The 19,284-nt window shown below is 63.8% G+C and carries 16 protein-coding genes; 11 read left to right on the top strand and 5 right to left on the bottom strand.

Going from position 1 to position 19,284, the window contains the following annotated elements:
* Positions 1 to 21: 21 nt before the first annotated feature.
* Positions 22 to 609: an ANTAR domain-containing response regulator gene (locus tag H8A95_RS07565; protein WP_229182600.1), complete on the bottom strand. Its 588-nt coding sequence runs from the start codon at positions 607 to 609 to the stop codon at positions 22 to 24.
* Positions 606 to 1,769 carry a transporter substrate-binding domain-containing protein gene (locus H8A95_RS07560; RefSeq protein ID WP_229182599.1) on the bottom strand — a complete coding sequence of 388 codons (1,164 nt, stop codon included), beginning with the start codon at positions 1,767 to 1,769 and terminating at the stop codon, positions 606 to 608. Before H8A95_RS07560 ends, H8A95_RS07565 begins: the two co-directional genes overlap by 4 nt.
* A 420-nt stretch (positions 1,770 to 2,189) precedes the next feature.
* Here H8A95_RS07560 and H8A95_RS07555 point away from each other — a divergent pair, with 420 nt between their 5' ends.
* The 9 genes from H8A95_RS07555 (at position 2,190) to H8A95_RS07515 (ending at position 11,591) form a co-directional block, all read left to right on the top strand.
* The gene (locus tag H8A95_RS07555; RefSeq protein ID WP_229182598.1) at positions 2,190 to 3,590 is read left to right on the top strand and encodes an amidase; all 1,401 of its coding nucleotides are present in this window, start codon (positions 2,190 to 2,192) and stop codon (positions 3,588 to 3,590) included.
* 17 nt (positions 3,591 to 3,607) lie between these two features.
* Complete coding sequence (locus H8A95_RS07550; protein WP_229182597.1) at positions 3,608 to 4,603, top strand: acetamidase/formamidase family protein; 996 nt, start codon at positions 3,608 to 3,610, stop codon at positions 4,601 to 4,603.
* 57 nt (positions 4,604 to 4,660) lie between these two features.
* Positions 4,661 to 5,875, top strand: coding sequence for an urea ABC transporter substrate-binding protein (locus tag H8A95_RS07545; RefSeq protein WP_229182596.1), 1,215 nt, complete (start codon positions 4,661 to 4,663; stop codon positions 5,873 to 5,875).
* A gap of 94 nt (positions 5,876 to 5,969) precedes the next feature.
* Complete coding sequence (locus H8A95_RS07540; RefSeq protein WP_229182595.1) at positions 5,970 to 6,836, top strand: ABC transporter permease subunit; 867 nt, start codon at positions 5,970 to 5,972, stop codon at positions 6,834 to 6,836.
* A gap of 13 nt (positions 6,837 to 6,849) precedes the next feature.
* Positions 6,850 to 7,923, top strand: coding sequence for a branched-chain amino acid ABC transporter permease (locus H8A95_RS07535; protein ID WP_229182594.1), 1,074 nt, complete (start codon positions 6,850 to 6,852; stop codon positions 7,921 to 7,923).
* A 3-nt stretch (positions 7,924 to 7,926) separates the two neighbouring features.
* Positions 7,927 to 8,646, top strand: a complete 720-nt coding sequence (locus H8A95_RS07530) for an ABC transporter ATP-binding protein (RefSeq protein WP_229182593.1) — start codon at positions 7,927 to 7,929, stop codon at positions 8,644 to 8,646.
* Positions 8,636 to 9,346, top strand: coding sequence for an ABC transporter ATP-binding protein (locus H8A95_RS07525; protein WP_229182592.1), 711 nt, complete (start codon positions 8,636 to 8,638; stop codon positions 9,344 to 9,346). The genes H8A95_RS07530 and H8A95_RS07525 overlap by 11 nt, the downstream gene beginning before the upstream one ends.
* A 63-nt stretch (positions 9,347 to 9,409) precedes the next feature.
* Positions 9,410 to 10,171: an SDR family NAD(P)-dependent oxidoreductase gene (locus H8A95_RS07520; protein WP_229182591.1), complete on the top strand. Its 762-nt coding sequence runs from the start codon at positions 9,410 to 9,412 to the stop codon at positions 10,169 to 10,171.
* A 16-nt stretch (positions 10,172 to 10,187) separates the two neighbouring features.
* Positions 10,188 to 11,591, top strand: a complete 1,404-nt coding sequence (locus H8A95_RS07515; RefSeq protein WP_229182590.1) for an amidase — start codon at positions 10,188 to 10,190, stop codon at positions 11,589 to 11,591.
* A gap of 108 nt (positions 11,592 to 11,699) precedes the next feature.
* Here the strand turns inward: H8A95_RS07515 and H8A95_RS07510 are convergent, their stop codons facing one another.
* Entirely contained in the window at positions 11,700 to 13,289 is a 1,590-nt protein-coding gene (locus H8A95_RS07510) for an ABC transporter substrate-binding protein (protein WP_229182589.1), read from the bottom strand.
* Positions 13,290 to 13,311: 22 nt separating this feature from the next.
* Positions 13,312 to 14,514 carry a serine hydrolase domain-containing protein gene (locus H8A95_RS07505; RefSeq protein WP_229182588.1) on the bottom strand — a complete coding sequence of 401 codons (1,203 nt, stop codon included), beginning with the start codon at positions 14,512 to 14,514 and terminating at the stop codon, positions 13,312 to 13,314.
* Between the two features lie 223 nt (positions 14,515 to 14,737).
* On the opposite strand from H8A95_RS07505, the gene H8A95_RS07500 reads away from it, so the two are divergent.
* The gene (locus H8A95_RS07500) at positions 14,738 to 15,412 is read left to right on the top strand and encodes a helix-turn-helix transcriptional regulator (protein WP_229182587.1); all 675 of its coding nucleotides are present in this window, start codon (positions 14,738 to 14,740) and stop codon (positions 15,410 to 15,412) included.
* Between the two features lie 644 nt (positions 15,413 to 16,056).
* Here H8A95_RS07500 and H8A95_RS07495 read toward each other — a convergent pair.
* Positions 16,057 to 16,986 (bottom strand): D-alanyl-D-alanine carboxypeptidase family protein, encoded by a 930-nt coding sequence (locus tag H8A95_RS07495; protein WP_229182586.1) that lies wholly within the window; start codon positions 16,984 to 16,986, stop codon positions 16,057 to 16,059.
* Positions 16,987 to 17,488: 502 nt separating this feature from the next.
* Here H8A95_RS07495 and H8A95_RS07490 point away from each other — a divergent pair.
* On the top strand, positions 17,489 to 19,066 hold the full coding sequence (locus H8A95_RS07490) for a gamma-glutamyltransferase family protein (RefSeq protein ID WP_229182614.1): 1,578 nt from the start codon (positions 17,489 to 17,491) through the stop codon (positions 19,064 to 19,066).
* Positions 19,067 to 19,284: the final 218 nt, after the last annotated feature.

Raw genomic sequence — 19,284 nt, 5'->3', positions numbered from 1 at the left:
GGAGAGAACGGCGATGCCGGTCTATCCGGTTGCCCGGGGCAGGGAGCCGTTTGCCGTGATCTCGGCCGAGAGTTCCTCGATCGTCTTGCGCTGCTCCATGGCGGCCCGCCGGATCAGCGCAAAGGCGGCCGGCTCGGCCAGCGCATGGGTGTGCATGACCTGGAGAACTGCGGCGAGCACGACGCGACGGGATCGAAGCCGCTGTTCGAGTTTCACCACCTGCTGTTTCAGCTCGCTGGTGCGTTCGCTTCGTTCGAAGGCCAGCACGAGCGCAGCATAGATACCGGCCGAGCGCAGCGGCTTGACCAGGAACGAGGCCGGATCGAGGTCGAGCACCAGCTTCAGGCGGCTCGGCGTCTCGGTGCCGAGCAGGGCGATGACCGGGCTTCGTCCAAGCGCCGCGCGTTGGGCCGGCGAGGTGAGCGGCAGGAACTCGTCGTCGATCAGCGTCACATCCGGTCGACAGTCGATATTGGCGCCACCATCCCATGTGACGATGTCGATCCCGAGACGCTCGAACTGCCGCCTGACGATCGTGGCGTCGCGCTCGTCCTTGATGGCAATGAGCGCCTTGCGCCCGCGCAATGAGAATGAAGACGGTTTGCTCATTTCACAACCCGCAAGTGCGGCGCATTCGGCAGCGTTCCATCCCTTGCGGGGCTGGCGGCGATGTCGAGCTGCGTCAGATAGGGATCCGGCTTAACCGGAGCTTCAGCTTCCCAGAAGATGTCGAACTGTCCATCGGCGTTGGAGACGGCGAGCCGCGGCGTCAGGACGCAGTGATTGTTGCTGCCGTCGATCCAGACTGGACCTTGCGGCGAATTGTAGCGATGGCCGGCTGCAGCGCGCCGCACCTCGCCGATGTCGGATGTGCCGGCGCGCTGTAGTGCGCGGGCCAGCAGATAGACCGCGACATAGGCGGATTGCCCGTCCACGGATGGGCTGCTGTGTTCGCCGTAACGCGCCTTCCAGCGCGCGACGAAGGCCCGGTTTTCGGGCAGGCGAATGCTTTCGAAATAGGCCGACGAGGTGATGCAGCCGGCCGATGCCGGGCCCGCGATCTTGAGCTCGGGCTCGCACAGGCTGCAGCTCAGCATCGGGATGTCGAGGCCTGCCGCGGCGGTTGCGGCATGAAAGGCGCGGATGAAGTCATAGCTCGAACTGCCGACCAGCGTGTTGAACACGACCGGCGGCCGGCGCCGCACGATCTCGTCGACGATGTGCGTGACTGCGCTTTCGCCGAGTTCGAGCAGGCGCTCGGCGAGAATACGTCCCTGCGCCGCCGTCACCAGCTCGCGGGTGACGCGATTGGTTTCCCAGGTCCAGACATAGTTTGAGCCGACGCAGAAGATCTCGCGCGACAGATTGTCGAGCACGTAGCGCACCAGCGGCAGTACGTTGTGATTGGGCGAGGCACCGACATAGATGACGTTGTCGGAGCATTCGAAGCCCTCGTAGCGCGCCGGATACCAGAGCAGGCGGTCGGTGCGCTCGACGATCGGAAGCACCTGCTTGCGGGACGCCGAAGTGTAGCAGCCGATGATGTGCTCGACCCCGACGTTGCGAATGAGGTCGTCGCAGACCGTGTGGTATTCCGAAATGATTCCGCGGGGATCGCGGACATGCGCAGATATCGCGAAGTCGAACTCGTCCTGGCTGTTGATTTCGTCGACCGCCATCATGGCGCTCTTGAGGATCTCGCGCCCCATGGCCTGATAAGGCCCGTGCTGCGAGCAGATGATGCCAACGGGAATGGACGGCTTTGTCATCGACGACTTTCAGTGCAACTCTCGAAGGAAACCATCTTCGCAGAGGTCGGTGCAAGAGGTCATGCCGTTTTGCTGCGCATGCACGTTGCGAAATTTGTGCAGCCAGCCTCGTTGACAACGCGCTGCACACCTCCTTAGAATTTTCTCCTACAGGGCTTCCTGTCGAACCTTGCGTGCGTCGATTTGGCCGATGACGTCCCGATCGCCGCGCAGAGTGCTCCGTTCGATCCCGGACCCTAGCGATAGATCATAGCCGCGGCATTTGGGCCATTCGTCACCTTCGTTTTGGAGGGGCGGGTGGCTTTTTGCTTTTGCCGCCAAATAAATTGGCGACACACCCGTGTCGCCAAGCCGGAGGCGCATGCGCGGTGGTGGGCAGTGCCTGCGCTTGCGTCGTGCCAAGTGCGGGGATGAGAAACGATGTCGACGACGGATCTTCACTATCTCGGGCTCATCGAGGTCGGGCAGCAAATCCAGTCAAGGAAGCTCTCGCCGGTCGAGGTGACCAAGGCGATGCTCGGGCGGATCGAGCAGCTCGACAGCCAGCTCAAGAGCTACGCCTATGTGATGGGTGATGCAGCGCTTTCCGAAGCCGCCGCAGCCGAGAAGGAGATCGCATCCGGCAAGATCAAGGGGCCGCTGCACGGCGTGCCGATCGCCGTCAAGGATTTGTGCTGGGCCAAGGGCGCGCCGGCCGCGCACGGCATGACCATTCATCGGGACTTTCGTCCGAGCGAGGACGCCACGGTCGTCGCGCGGCTGAAGGAGGCCGGTGCTGTTATCCTCGGCAAGCTGCAGCAGACCGAAGGTGCCTATGCGGATCATCACCCGAAGATCGATCCGCCGAAGAATCCGTGGAATGCCGATCTGTGGTCCGGCGCGTCTTCGAGCGGTTCCGGCGTCGCCACCGCGGCGGGGCTCTGCTTCGGCTCACTGGGAACCGACACGGGCGGTTCGATCCGGTTTCCCTCGGCCGCCAATGGCATCACCGGGCTGAAGCCGACCTGGGGCCGCGTCAGCCGTTACGGTGCTTTCGAACTCGCCGCCACGTTGGATCACATCGGACCGATGGCGCGCAGCGCGGCCGATTGCGGTGCGATCCTCGCCGTGATCGCGGGCCGGGATCCGAACGACACCACGTCCGTGCCGCTGCCCGTGCCCGATTATCTCGCCGGCCTGACCGGAGATTTGCGCGGCGTGACGATCGGGGTCGATCGGCGCTGGACCAGCGAGGGCACCGATGAGCCTGCCGGCAAGGTGCTCAGTGAGGGCCTGCGTGTCGCGGCCGATCTCGGCGCGACAATCAAGGACATCACATTTCCCGATCCGAAGGCCGTGATCGAGGACTGGTTCCCACTGTGCGGCATCGAGGTGGCGGTTGCGCACGAAGCGACCTATCCCGCACGCAAGGACGAATACGGTCCGGCGCTTGCAGGCTTGCTCGATCTCGGTCGGGCGCAGTCCGGCATGGACTATCAGAAGATCGTGCTGCGGCGCGAAGCGTTTCGCGGCGCGGTGCGGCTGCTGTTCGAGACGGTCGATCTGATCGCGGTTCCGGCCCAGGCCTTCGCTGCGCCGACATTGGCCAAGATGGCGGCACTGGGTGAGGACCCGTCACTGATCACCGGGCTGCTGCGCTTCACCTGTCCGCTCGACATGACGGGGAGCCCGACCGTGACGCTTCCCGGCGGCTTCGCGCCGAACGGCGGTCCCGTCGCCTTCCAGTTCGTCGGACGGCACTTCGACGAAGCAAGCCTCGTCCGCGCGGGCGATGCCTTCCAGCGCGTCACCGACTGGCACAAGCGCCATCCCGCGATCTGAGTTGAGGAGCCGTTCGCATGACCGAAGATTGGTTGAAGAGTTCCATCATGGCCAAGCGCGCCGTCGCCAAGGGGACGACCGGCACGACCCATAGTCTTACGATCGAGCAACAGGGCGGCTTCCATTACGTCTATGGACCCTATGCCAAGCCGACCCTGGCGATTGATCCGGGCGGCGTGGTCGTCGTCGAGACTGAAGATGCCTTCGGCGGCGTGCTGACCAGCGAAAGCGACAGCCCCACCGCGAAGCTCAACTTCCCTTATTTGAACCCGCAATGCGGGCCGATCGCGGTGAAGGGCGCCAGGAAGGGCGATTGTCTCGCCGTCTATATCCGCGACGTCGAGACCCGTGGCGCGCAGCCCGCCGGGACCACCTGCATCATTCCGGAGTTCGGCGGCCTGGTCGGGACCGCGTCGACGGCGCTGCTTAATCCGCCGTTGCCCGAACGCGTCAAGAAGCTGCATGTCGACCGCAACGGTGTGCGCTGGAACGACAAGATCACGCTGCCCTACGAGCCGTTCATCGGCACCATCGGCGTGTCGCCCGAGATCGAGGCGATCTCCTCGCTGCAGCCCGATTATCACGGCGGCAACATGGATCTGCCCGACGTCGCTCCCGGCGCGATCATCTATTTTCCGGTGCACAGCGAGGGTGGGCTGCTCTATGTCGGCGACTGCCACGCCACCCAGGGTGATGGCGAGCTCTCGGGCGTTGCGCTCGAGCAGCGCGCGACCGTGACGCTGCAGATCGACCTGATCAAGAATTGGAGCTTTGCCTGGCCGCGGCTCGAAACGCGCGACTTCATCATGACGATCGGCAGCGCGCGACCGCTCGAGGACGCGGCGCGGATCGCCTATCGCGAGCTGGTGCGGTGGATGAGCGCCGAATACGGCTTCGATGAGATCGACGCCTACATGCTGCTCAGTCAGGCCGGCCGCATGCGGCTCGGCAACATGGTCGACCCCAAATACACGATGGGTGCGTCGATCCTGAAGAATTACCTCAAGGCGTGACTTCCAACATCCTCAACGACAAGGAACATTGCGATGAATTCGGGGCGTATAGTCGAAATGGCTTTGCTTGCCGCCGTGCTCGGAACGGCGGCAATAGGTAGCGCGCAGGCGGCAGAACCGCCGCTGAAGGTCGGCTTGCTGGAGGACGTCTCCGGCGACCTCGCGTTCATGGGCATGCCGAAGCTGCACGGCTCGCAGCTGGCGGTCGAGGAGATCAACAAGAGCGGCGGCATTCTCGGCCGGCAGATCGAGCTGATCCATCTCGATCCGCAAGGCGACAACGCTCGCTATCAGGAATTCGGCCGGCGGTTGCTCAATCGCGACAAGGTTGACGTTCTGATCGGCGGCATCACGTCGGCCTCGCGTGAGGCGTTGCGTCCGATCGTCGATCGCACCACCACGCCGTACTTCTATACGAACCAGTATGAAGGCGGCGTCTGCGACGCCAGCATGATCAGCATGGGCGCGGTGCCGGAGCAGCAGTTCTCGACCCTGATTCCCTGGATGGTCGAGAAGTTCGGCAAGAAAGTCTATGTGATCGCCGCCGACTATAATTTTGGTCAGATCTCCGCAGAGTGGAATCGGAAGATCATGAAGGACCTCGGCGGTGAGGTGGTGGGCGAGGAATTCATCCCGCTCGGTGTGTCGCAGTTCGCGCAGACGATCCAGAACATCCAGAAGGCGAAGCCGGACTGGTTGCTGACGATCAATGTCGGCGCCGCGCAGGATTCGTTCTTCGAACAGGCGGCTGCCGCCAATCTCAACCTGCCGATGGGGTCGTCGATCAAGGTCATGCTTGGCTTCGAGCACAAGCGGTTCAAGCCGCCGGCGCTCAACAACATGCATGCAACTGCGAACTGGTTCGAGGAGATCGACACCCCCGAAGCCAACGACTTCAAGAAGCGCTGGCACGCCAAGTTCCCCGACGAGCTCTACATCAACGATATGGGCTACAACGCCTATAACGCGCTCTACATGTACAAGGCGCTGGTCGAGAAGGCGAAGTCGACCAAGCTCGATGACGTGCGCAAGGTGATCGCGTCAGGCGATGCCTGTATCGACGCTCCGGAAGGCAAGGTCTGCATCGATCCGAAGAGCCAGCATACGTCTCACCGCATGCGCCTGATCTCGGTCGGGCCCAAGCATGAGGTGACCGTCGAGAAGGACTACGGGACGATCCAGCCATATTGGTTGGGCGAGATCGGCTGCGATCTCACCAAGAAGAACGACAAGGATCAGTACACGCCGAGTCATCTTCCCAGTAAATCGTGACGCACGCGGGCACGAATCTTGCTCGCGTCGTGCGTCATGACTTCCAAGCGAACCGGCGCCGCAATGATGCGGCGCCGTGATCACGGAGAGCGGAATGTCGGCTGAACTCTTCTCGGTATTCTATCAGTTCGCCGACGTGTTCGCGTTCCTGATCCTGTCCGCGGCGGGCCTTGCCATCGTGTTCGGCATGATGGGCGTCATCAACATGGCGCATGGCGAGTTCATCATGTGCGGAGCCTATGTCACCGTAGGCCTCGTCAATCTCGGCGTGCCGCTCCCGATCGCCCAGATCCTGGCGGCGCTGACCGCGGGGATCATCGGCATGATCGTCGAGTTCCTGGTCGTGCGGCGGTTCTACAAGCGTCCGCTCGACTCGCTGCTCGCCACTTGGGGCCTCAGCCTGATCGTGACGCAGTCGATGCTGCTGATCGTCGGCTCCGCGGTGCGCGGCATCGGCACGCCGGAGGGAAGCTTTGCGATCGGCGGCTACACGTTCTCGACCTACCGCCTCGTTCTGTTCGGCTGCGCGGTGGCGGTGCTGGCCGGGCTCTACATCATCTTCATGAAGACACGCTTCGGCGTGATCGCGCGGGCAACGATGCAGAACGCCGCCATGGCGAAGGCGCTCGGCGCGCGCACCGGCCGCATCTATTCCATCAGCTTCGGGATCGGCACAGCGCTCGCGGGACTCTGTGGCGCGCTCTACGCGCCGACCATGACGCTGATCCCGACCATGGGCGCGACCTTCGTGGTCGAGAGCTTTGTCACCGTGGTGATCGGCGGCGCCAATGTCTTGCTCGGAACCGCGCCGGCTGCCGTGTTCCTGGCGATGATCAGGATGGCGCTGAATGCGAGCTACGGACAGATCATCGGTCAGATCGGCATGCTGTTTGCCGTCATCCTGATCATTCGTGTGCTGCCTGAAGGGCTATCCAGCGTCCTGGTTCGTCGTGGGCGCTAGACGGGAATTTCTGATGTTGAAGCTGCTCGACGGCCCGCAGACGCTCGGACGGGGCAAGATATTCTGGTCGTGCTTCCTTGCCGTGCTGGCGGGCGCGCTGATCTACCCGCTGTTGGCCGATTCCTATGATGTCGGCAATTTCGCTTACTTCCTGATCTGGATCTTCATGGCGCTTGGGCTGTGCCTGATGTGGGGGTACGGCGGCATGCTGTCGTTCGGCCAGACCTTCTTCTTCGGCATCGCCGGCTACGGTTATGGCGTGCTCGCCATCAACATGGGCGGAGGGACGGCGACGATCGCAGCGCTCGTCCTCTCGGTTATCGTCGCGATGATCGCGGCGGGGATCCTCGGTTATTTCATGATCTGGGGTGGGATCAGCGGCATCTTTTTCGGCATCGTGACGTTGTCGGCGACGCTGGTGCTTGCGTTCTTCCTCGGGCAGACCGCCGGACCCGAATGGCATATCGGTCCGGCGCGCCTGAACGGTTTCAACGGCATGAAGGGAATGGACCCGCTCACCGTCGGCAGCTTCGATATCGAGGGATCGGCGCTCTACTACCTCATGATCGCGCTGATCGTGATCGTCTACATCGCGCTGCGGATGCTGGTGAACTCGAGCGTTGGAAATGTGATCGTGGCGACGCGTGAAAATCCGCAACGCGCCGAAATGCTCGGCTATGACGTCCGAAAGTATCAGCTCCTGACATTCGTGATCGGCAGCGGCCTCGCCGGCCTCAGCGGTGCGCTGTACACGTCCTGGGGGCAGTTCATCACGCCGTCGAGCATCGGCCTGCCGGCGGCGGCGATGCCGATCGTGTGGGTCGCGTTCTCCGGACGCAACGATCTGACCGCGACGCTGGTCGGCTCGTTCCTGCTGCTGTTCGGCTTCCAGACCATCACGGTCTACAGCCAGCAGGCGGCGCTGGTGCTGATGGGCGTGCTTCTGCTCGCCACCGTGATGCTGGCGCCGCAGGGCTTTGTGCTCGGCATCGGCAAGCTCGTGGTCGATTGGTGGACCAGGCGCCGTCTGCGCGACGAGAGCCCGGCGCTGGCCGATACCGGCCGTCTGCAATCGGATGAGACCTGATCCATGGCACTGGTCGATGTCAAAGGTGTATCGAAGCGTTTCGGCGGTTTGACCGCGGTCTCCGATGTCGACCTGACGGTCAATGCCGGCGAGGTCCATTGCCTGATCGGGCCCAACGGGGCCGGGAAGAGCACGCTGTTCAAGCTGATCGTAGGCCTCTATCCGCCGACCTCGGGCAGCATCTTTTTCGACTCCATCGATATCACCGCGGAGCGGCCCTACGCGCGGGTGCAGCGGGGCATGAGCATCAAGATGCAGGCGCCGAGCGTCTTCAAGGAACTCCCGGTGCGGCAGAACATCCAGGTCGCGCTGCAGGAACGCCTTTCGGGCGCTGAACGCGTTGCTGAAGAGGAACGGCTGCTGTCGCTGCTCAATCTGGCCGAGGAAAGCGGCAAGCTCGCCGGCGCGCTGTCGCACGGCCAGCAGCAATGGCTGGAGATCGGGATGGCGCTGGCCTTGCAGCCGCAGCTTCTGCTGCTCGACGAGCCGACCGCGGGCATGTCGCCGGAGGAGACCTACAAGACCGGCGAACTGATCAAGTCGTTCAATGCCGAGGGCATGACGGTGCTGGTGGTCGAGCATGACATGGCGTTCGTCCGTCAGGTCGCGCAGCGCGTCACCGTTCTGCATCTTGGCAAGATCTTCGCGCGCGGCAGCCTCGAGGCGATCCTGGAAGACGAGAAGGTCGCGGAAATCTACCTGGGTAAGACCCATGCCCACTGATCGCATTCTGGACGTATCGGGACTCTGGGCGGGCTACGGCGCAACGCCGATCCTGCAGGGCGTCAGCATGCAGGTCTCGCGCGGCGAGATCGTCGGCGTGATCGGCCGCAACGGCGTCGGCAAATCGACCCTGATGCGCTGTTTGATCGGGCTGCTGCAAACCTGGCGCGGCACCATCAGCTTCATGGATCAGGACGTCACCCAGCTCGAGGCCGATGCGCGAGCGCGCGCCGGCTTCGGCTACATCCCGCAGGGCCGCGACGTGTTTCCGCAGATGAGCGTCGAGGAGAATCTGCAGGTCGGAGAGTTGATCGGTGGGCCCGACGGCAAGAAGCTGCCGGAGCTCGTGTACGAGTATTTTCCGCGCCTGAAGGAGCGCCGACGGCAGATCGCAGGCACCATGTCGGGCGGCGAGCAGCAGCAGCTTGCGATCGGCCGCGCGCTGATCGGCAATCCGGCGCTGATGATCCTCGACGAGCCGTCCGAGGGCATCCAGCCGTCGATCGTGCAGCACATTTGCGAGGCGCTGAAGTCGTTCCGCACCGAGCTTGGCACAACGATCGTGTTCGTCGAGCAGAACCTCGACACCATCCTGGAGATCGCCCAGCGCTGCTACATCATGGAAAAGGGCAAAATCACGCGATCGCTGGCCGGCGAGGAGGTCAACGCCGACAATGTGCGCGCACAGCTGCTGCTTTGATCGGCCGCGCCACGTGGTGAGGAAGTACGCGTTCCATAATCGATAACAACGGAGGGAATGGACATGGACCTGGGACTCAAGGGAGCAAAGGTACTCGTCACCGGCAGCACCAGGGGGATCGGCAGGGCAATCGCCGACACGTTTGCGGCCGAGGGCGCCAATGTCGGCATCTGCGCGCGTAACCAGGGTGACGTCGACGCCGCGGTCACCGCGATCAAGACCAAGGGCGTTGCCGCGTTCGGTGACGCCGTCGACGTCTCGAACGGACCGGCGCTGAAGGCCTGGGTCGCCGACATGGCGTCGAAGCTCGGCGGCATCGACGTCGTGGTCGCCAATGTCAGTGCGCTCTCGATCGGGCAGGACGAGGAGAGCTGGGAGAAGGAATTCTCCACCGACATGATGGGGACGGTACGGCTCGTCAACGCCGCGATGCCGTATCTCGAGAAGAGCGCCGCGGCGGCGATCGTCACCATCTCCAGCGTGTCGGGGCGCGAGGTCGATTTTGCCAGCGGTCCCTACGGGACCTTCAAGGCGGCGATCATCCACTATACGCAGGGCCTTGCTTACCAGCTCGCGGCCAAGGGCATTCGGGCCAACTCGGTGTCGCCGGGCAACACCTATTTCGAGGGCGGCGTCTGGAACATGATCAAGGACGGCAATCCCGAACTGTACAAGACCGCGCTGGCGCTCAACCCGACCGGCCGGATGGGCACGCCGCAGGAGATGGCGAACGCAGCGGTGTTCCTGGCGAGCAAGGCGGCGAGCTTCATCACGGGGACCAACCTCGTCGTCGACGGCGCCTTGACGCGCGGCGTGCAGTTCTAGGCGGGGCCACATCGACATGTCAGCGGATCCATTGCACTACAAGTCGATCTCCGAGATCTCCGGGCTCATTCGCCGCGGCGAGGCGAAATCCTCGGAGATCACGGAGGCAATCCTCGGCCGGATCGCGAAGCTGGACGGCCAGTTTCACGGCTACGCGCATGTGCTTGCGGAGCGGGCCATGGCCCAGGCGAAGCAGCACGACGCGGAGATCGCCAGGGGCATCTGGCGCGGCCCGCTGCATGGTGTTCCGATCGGGCTGAAGGACCTCTGCTACACGACGTTCGCGCCGACCGCGGGCGGCACCGCGATCCACGCCAGGTTCGTGCCGTCCTTCAACGCCACGATCGTGGACCGGCTCGAACTCGCCGGCGCGGTGACGCTCGGCAAGCTCAAGATGACGGAGGGCGCCTATACCAGCCACCATCCGTCAGTTCAGGCGCCGCTCAATCCCTGGAATGTGAACTATTGGGTCGGCTCGTCGTCGAGCGGGTCGGGTGTCGCGACATCGGCAGGTCTTTGCTACGGGTCGATCGGCAGCGATACCGGAGGCTCGATCCGGTTTCCGTCGGCGACCTGCGGCCTGACCGGGATCAAGCCGACCTGGGGACGCGTCAGCCGGTACGGCGTCTTCCCGCTGGCGGACTCGCTCGATCACGTCGGACCGATGTGCCGCAGCGCTGCGGACGCCGCGGCGATGCTCGGCGTCATCGCAGGCGCAGATGCCAACGACCCGACCGCCTTGCAGGCGCCGGTGCCGAACTATCTGGCCGGCGTTGGTGAGAGCATCCGGGGTTTGAGGATCGGCGTAGATCGCAGATACACCCAGGAGGGTATAGACCGGCAGGTTGTGACCGCCCTGGTGCAAGCCGAGCGCACGCTCGCCGATCTCGGTGCCGACATCCGCGAGGTGCATTTCCCGCCCTACCAGAAGCTCGTCAGCCAATGGATTGCGATGTGCTCGGTGGAGACGGCGGAGGCGCATCTGGACACTTATCCGTCGCGGAAGTCGGAATACGGACCTGATCTCGCACAGTTGATCGAGCAGGGCAGGGTGACGAGCGGCGTCGACATTGCCGCGATCCATCACGAGCGGCTGAAGTTCAGCGGCAGCCTGGCTGCGATGTTCGAGGATATCGATTTGCTGCTGATCCCGACGATGCCGATGCCGATCCCGACGTTGACGAAGATGAGCGAGTACGGCGCCGACCCCAACGTGCTCTTGAACATCCTGCGCTTCACGGCGGTGTTCGACTTCTCGGGCAGCCCGACCATCACCTTGCCGATGGGCATGGCGTCGGACCAGATGCCGCTCAGCATGCAGCTGGTCGGCCCGCATCTCTCGGAAGACGTGCTGGTCCGCGCCGGCGCCGCGTTCCAGTCGGTCACGGACTGGCATACGCGGCGGCCGCCGATCGATTAGAGCATGATCCGGAAAAGTGCGAAGCGGTTTTCCGAAAAGATCATGCTTAAGCAACAAGCTAAAGCGCGATGACGGTTCAACCGAATCTCATCGCGCTTTAGCGCGCCGTCAGGCGGTCTTGTCGACGTTCCAGAACAGCGGCACCGGCGCACGGACGATGTCCTTCAGCGCCTTCCGCGTCGCAGCCGGCTGGTTGTACTGCCCGGTCGGGACGTGGGTGACCACCTCATAGGCGCGTGCCTGGATCTTGTCGGCCAGCGCCTTCTGTTCCGGCAGTGCCGCTGCGCGGGCGAAGCCATCGCGCAGCCGCTCCAGCTCGGCGTCTTCGACCCAGCCGAAGAAGCCGCCGTTCCTGCCCTTGCCGTTGACGCAGGCATTGCCGATCGGATTGACGAGGTCGGCGCTGGCCCAGGTCGAGTGATAGAGCGACCAGCCGCCCTCGGCCGGCGCCGACTGCTTGGCACGCCGTGCCACCACCGAGCCCCAGTCCATGGCGAGCAGGTTGACGTTCATCCCGATCGAACGCAGCGCTTCGGCCGTGACTGTGCCGAGCGCAGTGATGATCGGAGCATCGGTCGCGTGCAGGATCGTGATCGGCTCGCCCTCGTAGCCGCCCTGCTTGAGCAGCTCCTTGGCTTTCGCGGTATCCGCCTTGGTCGACCAGCCGACCGCGCTTTCGAACGGCGTGCCGGCGATGAAGATCGCCGGTGTGATCTTGTAGTAATCAGGATTGCCGATCTGGGTGTCGAGCCAGTCCTTCTGGTTCACCGCGTGCAGCACAGCCTGGCGGATCTCGGGCCGGTCGAACGGCGGCGCCAGCCAGTTCATCCGGCACATGCCGGAGAAGCCGAGCGTGTTGTAATCGGTCAGCTCGACATTCGCGGCGCGCGCGAGGATCGCGTGGTGATCGTGCGGCGGCACCTCGAAGTAGTCGATCTCGTCGTTGATCAGCGCGTTGGTCGCGATCTGGAAGTCCGGCACGCTGATCCATTCGTAGCGGCCGATCTTGACGACCTTGCCGCCGCCGGTCCCGTCGGACGGCTCGTCTCGCGAAACGTAATCCGGATTCCTCTCGTAGGCGGCCTTCACGCCCGGCTGGAATTCCGCGGTCACGAAGCGGAATGGCCCGGAGCCGAGATGATCCGTGATGGCCTGGTCGGCGGGCGTCGCGGCTATCCGCGCCGGCACGATGAAGGGCACGTTGGCGGTCGGCTTGCCGAGTGCCGCCAGCACGAAGCCGCAGGGCTCCTTCAGCACCATGCGGAAGGTGCGCTCGTCGGCCGCCTTCAGCTCGGCGACGAATTCAAACAGCTTCTGGCCCATCGAGTCGCGCCTGGCCCAGCGCTGCAGCGAGGGGATCACGTCGGCCGACGTCACCGCGCTGCCGTCATGGAATTTGAGCCCGGGCCGCAGGCGGAACGTGTAGGTCAGATTGTCTGAAGAGACCTCCCAGGCCTCGACCATCTGCGGCTTGATCTCGAACTTCGAATTGGTCGAGAACAGCGTGTCGTAGATCATGTAGCCGTGGTTACGCGCGGTCCACGCCGTCGTCATGATCGGATCGGTGGCGCGCAGTGGCGCGTGCATCACGGCCGTGATCGTCTTCGAGCCGGCGCGGGCGATGCGCGGCATCGCAACGCCGAGGCCTGCGCCTGCGCCGATCTGCAACAGGCGGCGCCGGTTGATCGATGGTCCCATGATGTCCCCCCGCCGCAACCGTTCAGGCCTTGCCGCTAAGTCTGGCGGCGATCGCGCGGTAGCCGCGCATCCACATGTGATCGAGATCGAGATCCATCGGCAGCGGCTGCGAGGAGACGCGCGCGATCACGGTCTCGCTGGACGGATCGACGTAGATCCACTGGCCATGGATGCCGACGGCCGCAAACGGCGTTTCGCGCCGGTCGAGCGTGTACCACTTGTTGCGGTAATTGCCGTTCGGGAACACCTTGGTGAGATCGCCGCGCGACCACGCCTCGGCATTGCCGTTCTGCCTGATGTCGTCGACCCACCAGGTGGGCACGACCTGTCGTCCGTTGCTGATGCCGTGATTGCGCATCATCTCGCCGAACCGGGCGAGGTCGCGCAGCGTCGCGCAGATGCCGCCGGCGACGCGGGCCGCGCCGCGCGAGTCGACGGTGATGTAAGCGTCGTGCTCGGCGCCCATCGGCTGCCACAGATAGTGCGAGAGGATCTTCGCATAGGACATGCCGCAGGCGCGCTCGTAGATCCAGCCGAGCACGTCGGTGTTGGTCGAGACGTAGTGGAAAGTCTCGCCGTGCGGCGCGCCGTTTGGCCGCAGCGTGCGCAGATAATCGCGCAGATTGTTCGGCGGGACGGCCGGATCCGGTAGCTCCCAACCGGTCGAGCGCCGGTAGTTCATGACGTCGCCGTCGCGCGCCATGTAGTCCTCGTCGAAGCGGATGCCGACGCTCATGTCGAGCAGATGCCGCACCGTGCAGCTGCCGCCATAGACCGATCCTTCCATCTCCGGGATATAGCGCGTCACCGGCGCGTCGGGTTCGAGCTTGCCGTGATCGGCCAGGATGCCGCCGAGCGTGCCGGCGACCGATTTGCTGACCGAGAAGATCAGATGCGGCGTGTCCGGGGTCAGGCCGTGGGCATACCATTCGAACGCGACCTCTCCGCGATGCGACACGACGATGCCATCGGTGTGGCTCGTGCGCAGGGCCTCGGCGACGCGGACCGTCTCGCCGCGTGGGTTGGCGAAGCTGACGTCGTCGAGATAGCGCGGCGCAAAGGACAGCTGTGCCGGCGTCGCGGCGCGTGCGATGTTCGCAGTGGGCAGCAGTTCGCGGACATTGCGGAATGCCCATTCGTTGAAGGGATGCTGACGCCAGTTGGCGAGCGTGACCTGTTCGTCGGCCGTTGACGGGAAGGCGGCCATGATGCGACGCGAATTCATTCTTGTTCCAGCAATGCCATTGGGGGACGTGCAAAAGTTCCGCATGCGCCGTGTCACTCGCAATCAACCGGATGGTGGAGAGGGGCGCCGGGTTACTTCGGCGTAACCGTTTCAGGATGTGCGCTTGGCCCGCAATTTGCTTGACTATGGCCTGCGGCTGCCCCAGCGTGACAGGCATGCGACGCGCAGACGTTCGCCATCGGGAAACATCGGGAGGTAGGTCATGATCGCGCTTCTGGGCCGACCGGATCCGGCAACCACGCAAGCCATTCAGTTCGCGCGAGGAATTCTCGAAGGCTCGGCGACCGCGTTCTACGAGGTGGACGGCAATTTGACCCTCAACCGGTTCGTGCTCAGCAGCAACGTCCCGCCGAGCTTCCACGACCAGTATCTCGCCGGCATGAACCGGCTCGATCCGCTGCATCCGCGCTCGGCGAGCAACCGGCCGATTGCCCGGCTGAGCGTCGCGCTCAGTCAATGCGCGACCCAGGAGGCGGCGACCTATCGTGCCTTCGCCGGTCAATGCGGCGTTGCCGACATGATCGAATTCTTCTTCCGCCGCAATGACCGGATCGTGGCCGGAATGAGCGTGCTGTGGGCGCCGGGCTGCGCGATTCCCGACGGCAGCATGCACATTGCCGAGAAGATCCACGACTATCTCGAATTCAACCTGACCAGCCGCCTGTCCCCGAGCGCCGACGAACCGCCGCGCTACGGCCTGACCTCGCGCGAGATGGAGGTCGTCGAGCTGTTGTGCTGCGGCCGGACCAACCGCGAGATCGGCGAGTGCCTGAGCATCGGTCTCGCGACGGTGAAGACGCATTTGATCCACATCTTCGAAAAGCTCGGCGTCGAGACGCGCTCCGCCGTCGTGGCGCTGATGTCGCGGCCGCATTAGGCGGGCGACTATCACGGCCCTTTCCACACGTCGTCCCTGCGAAAGCAGGGACCCATACTTCGTGGCGCATGTTGTGGACGGGACTCGTCGTTCCACAATCGCGCAGCAATGACTGGCTGTGGTTATGGGTCCCTGCTCCCGTGCGCAATTGCGCACTAGGCAGGGACGACACCGAATTCTGGACAGCGTCGGAAGGCCAAACATCGGCATTCCCGCGACAAATCGCACGGGACCGATTGCTGAGTTGCCCGTCGGGCTGTTTGGTCGCATCCGCTAATGGGCGGGACCGTCGCTTCGTGGGCCGAAGCGGCGATCCCTGATCGCGCGATGTGCATGGTCGGGGTTTGGGGTTGACGTCGGCCAATCCGCACGACTGGGGACATCGTAGATCGACAATTGCACGCGACAATTGCCATTCTGAACTAGCCCCCGAGTGATAGACTTGCTGCCGTACAGACCCGACGACGCAAAAGTAGTAGCGCGGCGCACCAATTGCGGTTCCCAGTGGATGAAGCTCAGGAAAGGGACGTAACGTCATGGGTGGAGGCTGACCGCTACGGCCTCCCAAGCCGCCGTTAGCCCCAGCTCACCCCCTGAGCCGAGGCGCGCTGGAACACACATTCAAAGCGCAGGCGAAGGGCCTATCAGAGGCGCGAGCTGACTTTCGTTGTCGCCGACTTCGTCGCTGCCTTGGACTTTGCGCGCGTCGTCACGCCATGTCTGGAAGAAGCTGCAACCCGGGTGTGTCGCTTGCCGGCCAACTTGGCGTGCGTTGATGCCGTACGATGAGCCGCGTATTCCTGACCATCGACCGGTGCGAGATGCGCCGGGTCTCCGTTTAAATATGGTCGTCCGACTCCGAACTGCTTTTCATGCTCGTCGATCCACTTCCATAGCTTCTTGGTCTCGGTCGCACGCTCGTCCTTGCTCGTGCCATTCATGCTGACGACGTCCACGGCGAGCCCGTGACCATAGCCTCCACGCGAACTGCCACCGTGATAAGATTTGTCGTTCGCGGCCTTCAGCCCGCTCGCAATGGATTGGCGATAGTCATCCCGGAATCCGCTTGTGATCCCGGGTGCCAGTCCGGCCTGTTCTGCTGCATGCAGCATATAGAACAGCTTTTGCTTGAAGGCTCGATCCATCCCTCCGATCACGTAATCCATCAAGGGCATGCCGGCCTTGTCTGCTGCTTTGGGGTCCTTCCATCCAAAGTCGTCTTCGACCCGTTTCGCGATGCTGCGGGTGACGGTGATCAGTTTACGCTTCCGTTTGATCGTCACGTCCTTTTTCTCGTACACGACGATCCAGTCGGTCTTCGGCGCTCGCGTGTAAAGCGCTCCGAGGAACCGGTCGATGCACGCCTCGGCAACAAAGCATTCGTCCAGGATCAGGACTGAATCCATGTTGTCCGGACCGGTGCTGGGCGATTCGACGACGCTCGCCGGATGAGATGACTGTTCGGATTGCTGCTCGCTTGGCGCCCTTGGCAAAGCTTCGGGCGACGCCCGGTCCGCGCCTGGCAGCACACTCCCGTTGGCGTCGGCCTGAGCCGATGGTTCGGATGCGGTCACCTGTCGGCTCGGCACCTCCGCGGGCGACGCTGCATGCACATCGTGAACGACGACGCCGTATGACAGTGAGACCAGAGACGCGGCAATGCGTGACCATCCAGCCCCGCAACCGGAACGACTTCGCCTGGCGCCATGAAACTCTTTGCGAGAGGACATCGGCATTGGAATTCAACGTGAGCCAAATCGATCATGACAGCGTGCCATCGCGCCCCGAGCCTGGCAACCAGTTACCCACCGGGGAAATACGGACGTGCGCGCAACTAGCTAGATAGGCCGCAGCATGCTTCGCGCGGAGGTTCGACGGGTTTTGTTTGGGTTGTCCTTCGGGTTGTTTGCCGCGTCCGGGAAGCACCTTGCGGGACAAGTTTCGATGCCGTTTGGCCGATCCACCGTTAGGTGGATTGCCGCACGCCGCGCCGCCAACCGAGAGTCCGCCAAGGACCGGTGTCGTATTCGACAATGTTGGCGGGCGGCCGCCGCTCGCAATATCAGAGGATTCGACATGCGTGATTTCATGGCCATCGGCCGCTCGGTGGCGGTTGCCGAGCGTGGCATGGCCGCAACCTCGCACCCGCAGGCGACGCTCGCCGCGGTCGAGATGCTGAAGGCCGGTGGCAATGCCGTCGATGCCGCGGTGGCTGCGGTCGCGGTGCAGGGCGTGGTCGAGCCGCAGATGACCGGGATCGGCGGCGACTGCTTTGCGCTGTATTCGCCTGATGCCGGCGAGCCGATCGCGCTGAACGGCTCCGGCCGCACGCCGGCCGGTACCGATGTCGAGAAATATTCCGCAAGCGGGGCGCGCGACATTCCGCCGACCGCGCCGGAGGCGGTGACTATGCCCGGCGCGATCGACGCGTGGTGCCGGCTGGTCGCCGATCACGGCAGCAAGTCGTTGGACGAGATCTTCCGGCCGGCGATAGCGGCCGCCGAGCAGGGCTTTTGCGTGACGCCGCGCGTCGCCGAGGACTGGCGCCGTTTCCGGGCCCGGATCGAGATCGATCCCAATGCGGCGGCGCAGTTCCTTCCCGGCGGCAAGGTGCCCGACGTCGGCGACATCCGGACCCAACCTGCGCTTGGCCGCACCCTTCGCCGGATCGCGCAGCACGGGCGCGAGGCGTTTTATGCGGGCGAGGCCGCCGATGAGATGGTGGACGTCCTGCGCGCCCTGGGCGGAGCCCATAGCACCGATGATTTCGCGGCGCAGAGCTCGGATTACGTGCGGCCGATCTCGGCGCGTTACCATGATCACGACGTGGTCGAGTGTCCGCCGAACGGGCAGGGTCTGGCTGCGCTGATGATCCTGCGGACGCTTGCCGGCTTCGATGTCGCAGCACTCGCGCAGGCCGATCGGATCCATCTGCTGGCCGAAGCGACCAAGGCCGCTTACCGCGCGCGCGACGCCTTCTTCTGCGATCCAACGACCAGCAAGGTCGATCCGGCTGCATTCCTGGCCGAAGACTATATCGGCAGGATCCGCAGCAAGATCGACATGGGCCGCGCCTCCGCACCCGCGGCCTGGGACGATATCGAGCACCGCGACACCGTCTATGTCACGGTGGTTGACCGTGACCTCAACGCCGTCTCGCTGATCAACTCGTTGTTCTATCCGTTCGGCAGCGGCATCTACGCGCCGAAGTCGGGCATTCTGCTGCACAACCGCGGCTGGAGCTTTCGCGCCAGGCCGGGACACCTGAATTCGCTCGGGCGGCGCAAGCGCCCGATGCACACGATCATTCCGGGCCTGCTGCGCAAGGACGGCAGGACGGTGATGTCGTTCGGCGTGATGGGCGGACATTACCAGGCCGCCGGCCATGCCAACCTGATCTCGAACATCTTCGATTTGAAGATGGACATCCAGGCGGCCGCCGAGGCACCGCGCTCCTTTGCCTTCGATGGCGCGCTGTCGCTGGAGACGACGATATCGCCTGATATCCGCGACGACCTGCGCGCCCGCGGTCACGAAGCGCGCTTCTCCGAGGAGCCGATCGGCGGCTGCCAAGCGATCCGCATCGACCATGCGCGCGGTGTCCTGTTCGGCGCCTCCGACCACCGCAAGGACGGGTTGGCGCTGGGATTCTGACGTGCACCGCAAGACTTCGGATTAATAGAATTAAATCGCTGATTTGCCCGACATGTCAAGTCGCCATGTCGAATGCTGGCACGCCGTCGGCTACTTTGCATGGGGTTGTTTTCGATATTTTGCAGTGCGCCCCTGCGGAGGCAGGCAATGCGCAAAAGCCCTGCGCCTGCAGGGAGGCGGCGAAGCATCCACCGGACGGTGGATTGTTCCAAATGCCG

Origin of the sequence: Bradyrhizobium oropedii (genome assembly GCF_020889685.1) — a bacterium.
Lineage (GTDB): Bacteria > Pseudomonadota > Alphaproteobacteria > Rhizobiales > Xanthobacteraceae > Bradyrhizobium > Bradyrhizobium oropedii.
The sequence above is the reverse complement of the archived record's forward strand: the minus strand, read 5'-3'. Positions and strand labels throughout refer to the sequence as shown.

Coding starts and splice junctions, on each gene's coding strand:
- H8A95_RS07565 (WP_229182600.1), bottom strand. CDS start 609: ATGAGCAAACCGTCTTCATTCTCATTGCGCGGGCGCAAGGCGCTCATT.
- H8A95_RS07560 (WP_229182599.1), bottom strand. CDS start 1,769: ATGACAAAGCCGTCCATTCCCGTTGGCATCATCTGCTCGCAGCACGGG.
- H8A95_RS07555 (WP_229182598.1), top strand. CDS start 2,190: ATGTCGACGACGGATCTTCACTATCTCGGGCTCATCGAGGTCGGGCAG.
- H8A95_RS07550 (WP_229182597.1), top strand. CDS start 3,608: ATGACCGAAGATTGGTTGAAGAGTTCCATCATGGCCAAGCGCGCCGTC.
- H8A95_RS07545 (WP_229182596.1), top strand. CDS start 4,661: ATGGCTTTGCTTGCCGCCGTGCTCGGAACGGCGGCAATAGGTAGCGCG.
- H8A95_RS07540 (WP_229182595.1), top strand. CDS start 5,970: ATGTCGGCTGAACTCTTCTCGGTATTCTATCAGTTCGCCGACGTGTTC.
- H8A95_RS07535 (WP_229182594.1), top strand. CDS start 6,850: ATGTTGAAGCTGCTCGACGGCCCGCAGACGCTCGGACGGGGCAAGATA.
- H8A95_RS07530 (WP_229182593.1), top strand. CDS start 7,927: ATGGCACTGGTCGATGTCAAAGGTGTATCGAAGCGTTTCGGCGGTTTG.
- H8A95_RS07525 (WP_229182592.1), top strand. CDS start 8,636: ATGCCCACTGATCGCATTCTGGACGTATCGGGACTCTGGGCGGGCTAC.
- H8A95_RS07520 (WP_229182591.1), top strand. CDS start 9,410: ATGGACCTGGGACTCAAGGGAGCAAAGGTACTCGTCACCGGCAGCACC.
- H8A95_RS07515 (WP_229182590.1), top strand. CDS start 10,188: ATGTCAGCGGATCCATTGCACTACAAGTCGATCTCCGAGATCTCCGGG.
- H8A95_RS07510 (WP_229182589.1), bottom strand. CDS start 13,289: ATGGGACCATCGATCAACCGGCGCCGCCTGTTGCAGATCGGCGCAGGC.
- H8A95_RS07505 (WP_229182588.1), bottom strand. CDS start 14,514: ATGAATTCGCGTCGCATCATGGCCGCCTTCCCGTCAACGGCCGACGAA.
- H8A95_RS07500 (WP_229182587.1), top strand. CDS start 14,738: ATGATCGCGCTTCTGGGCCGACCGGATCCGGCAACCACGCAAGCCATT.
- H8A95_RS07490 (WP_229182614.1), top strand. CDS start 17,489: ATGCGTGATTTCATGGCCATCGGCCGCTCGGTGGCGGTTGCCGAGCGT.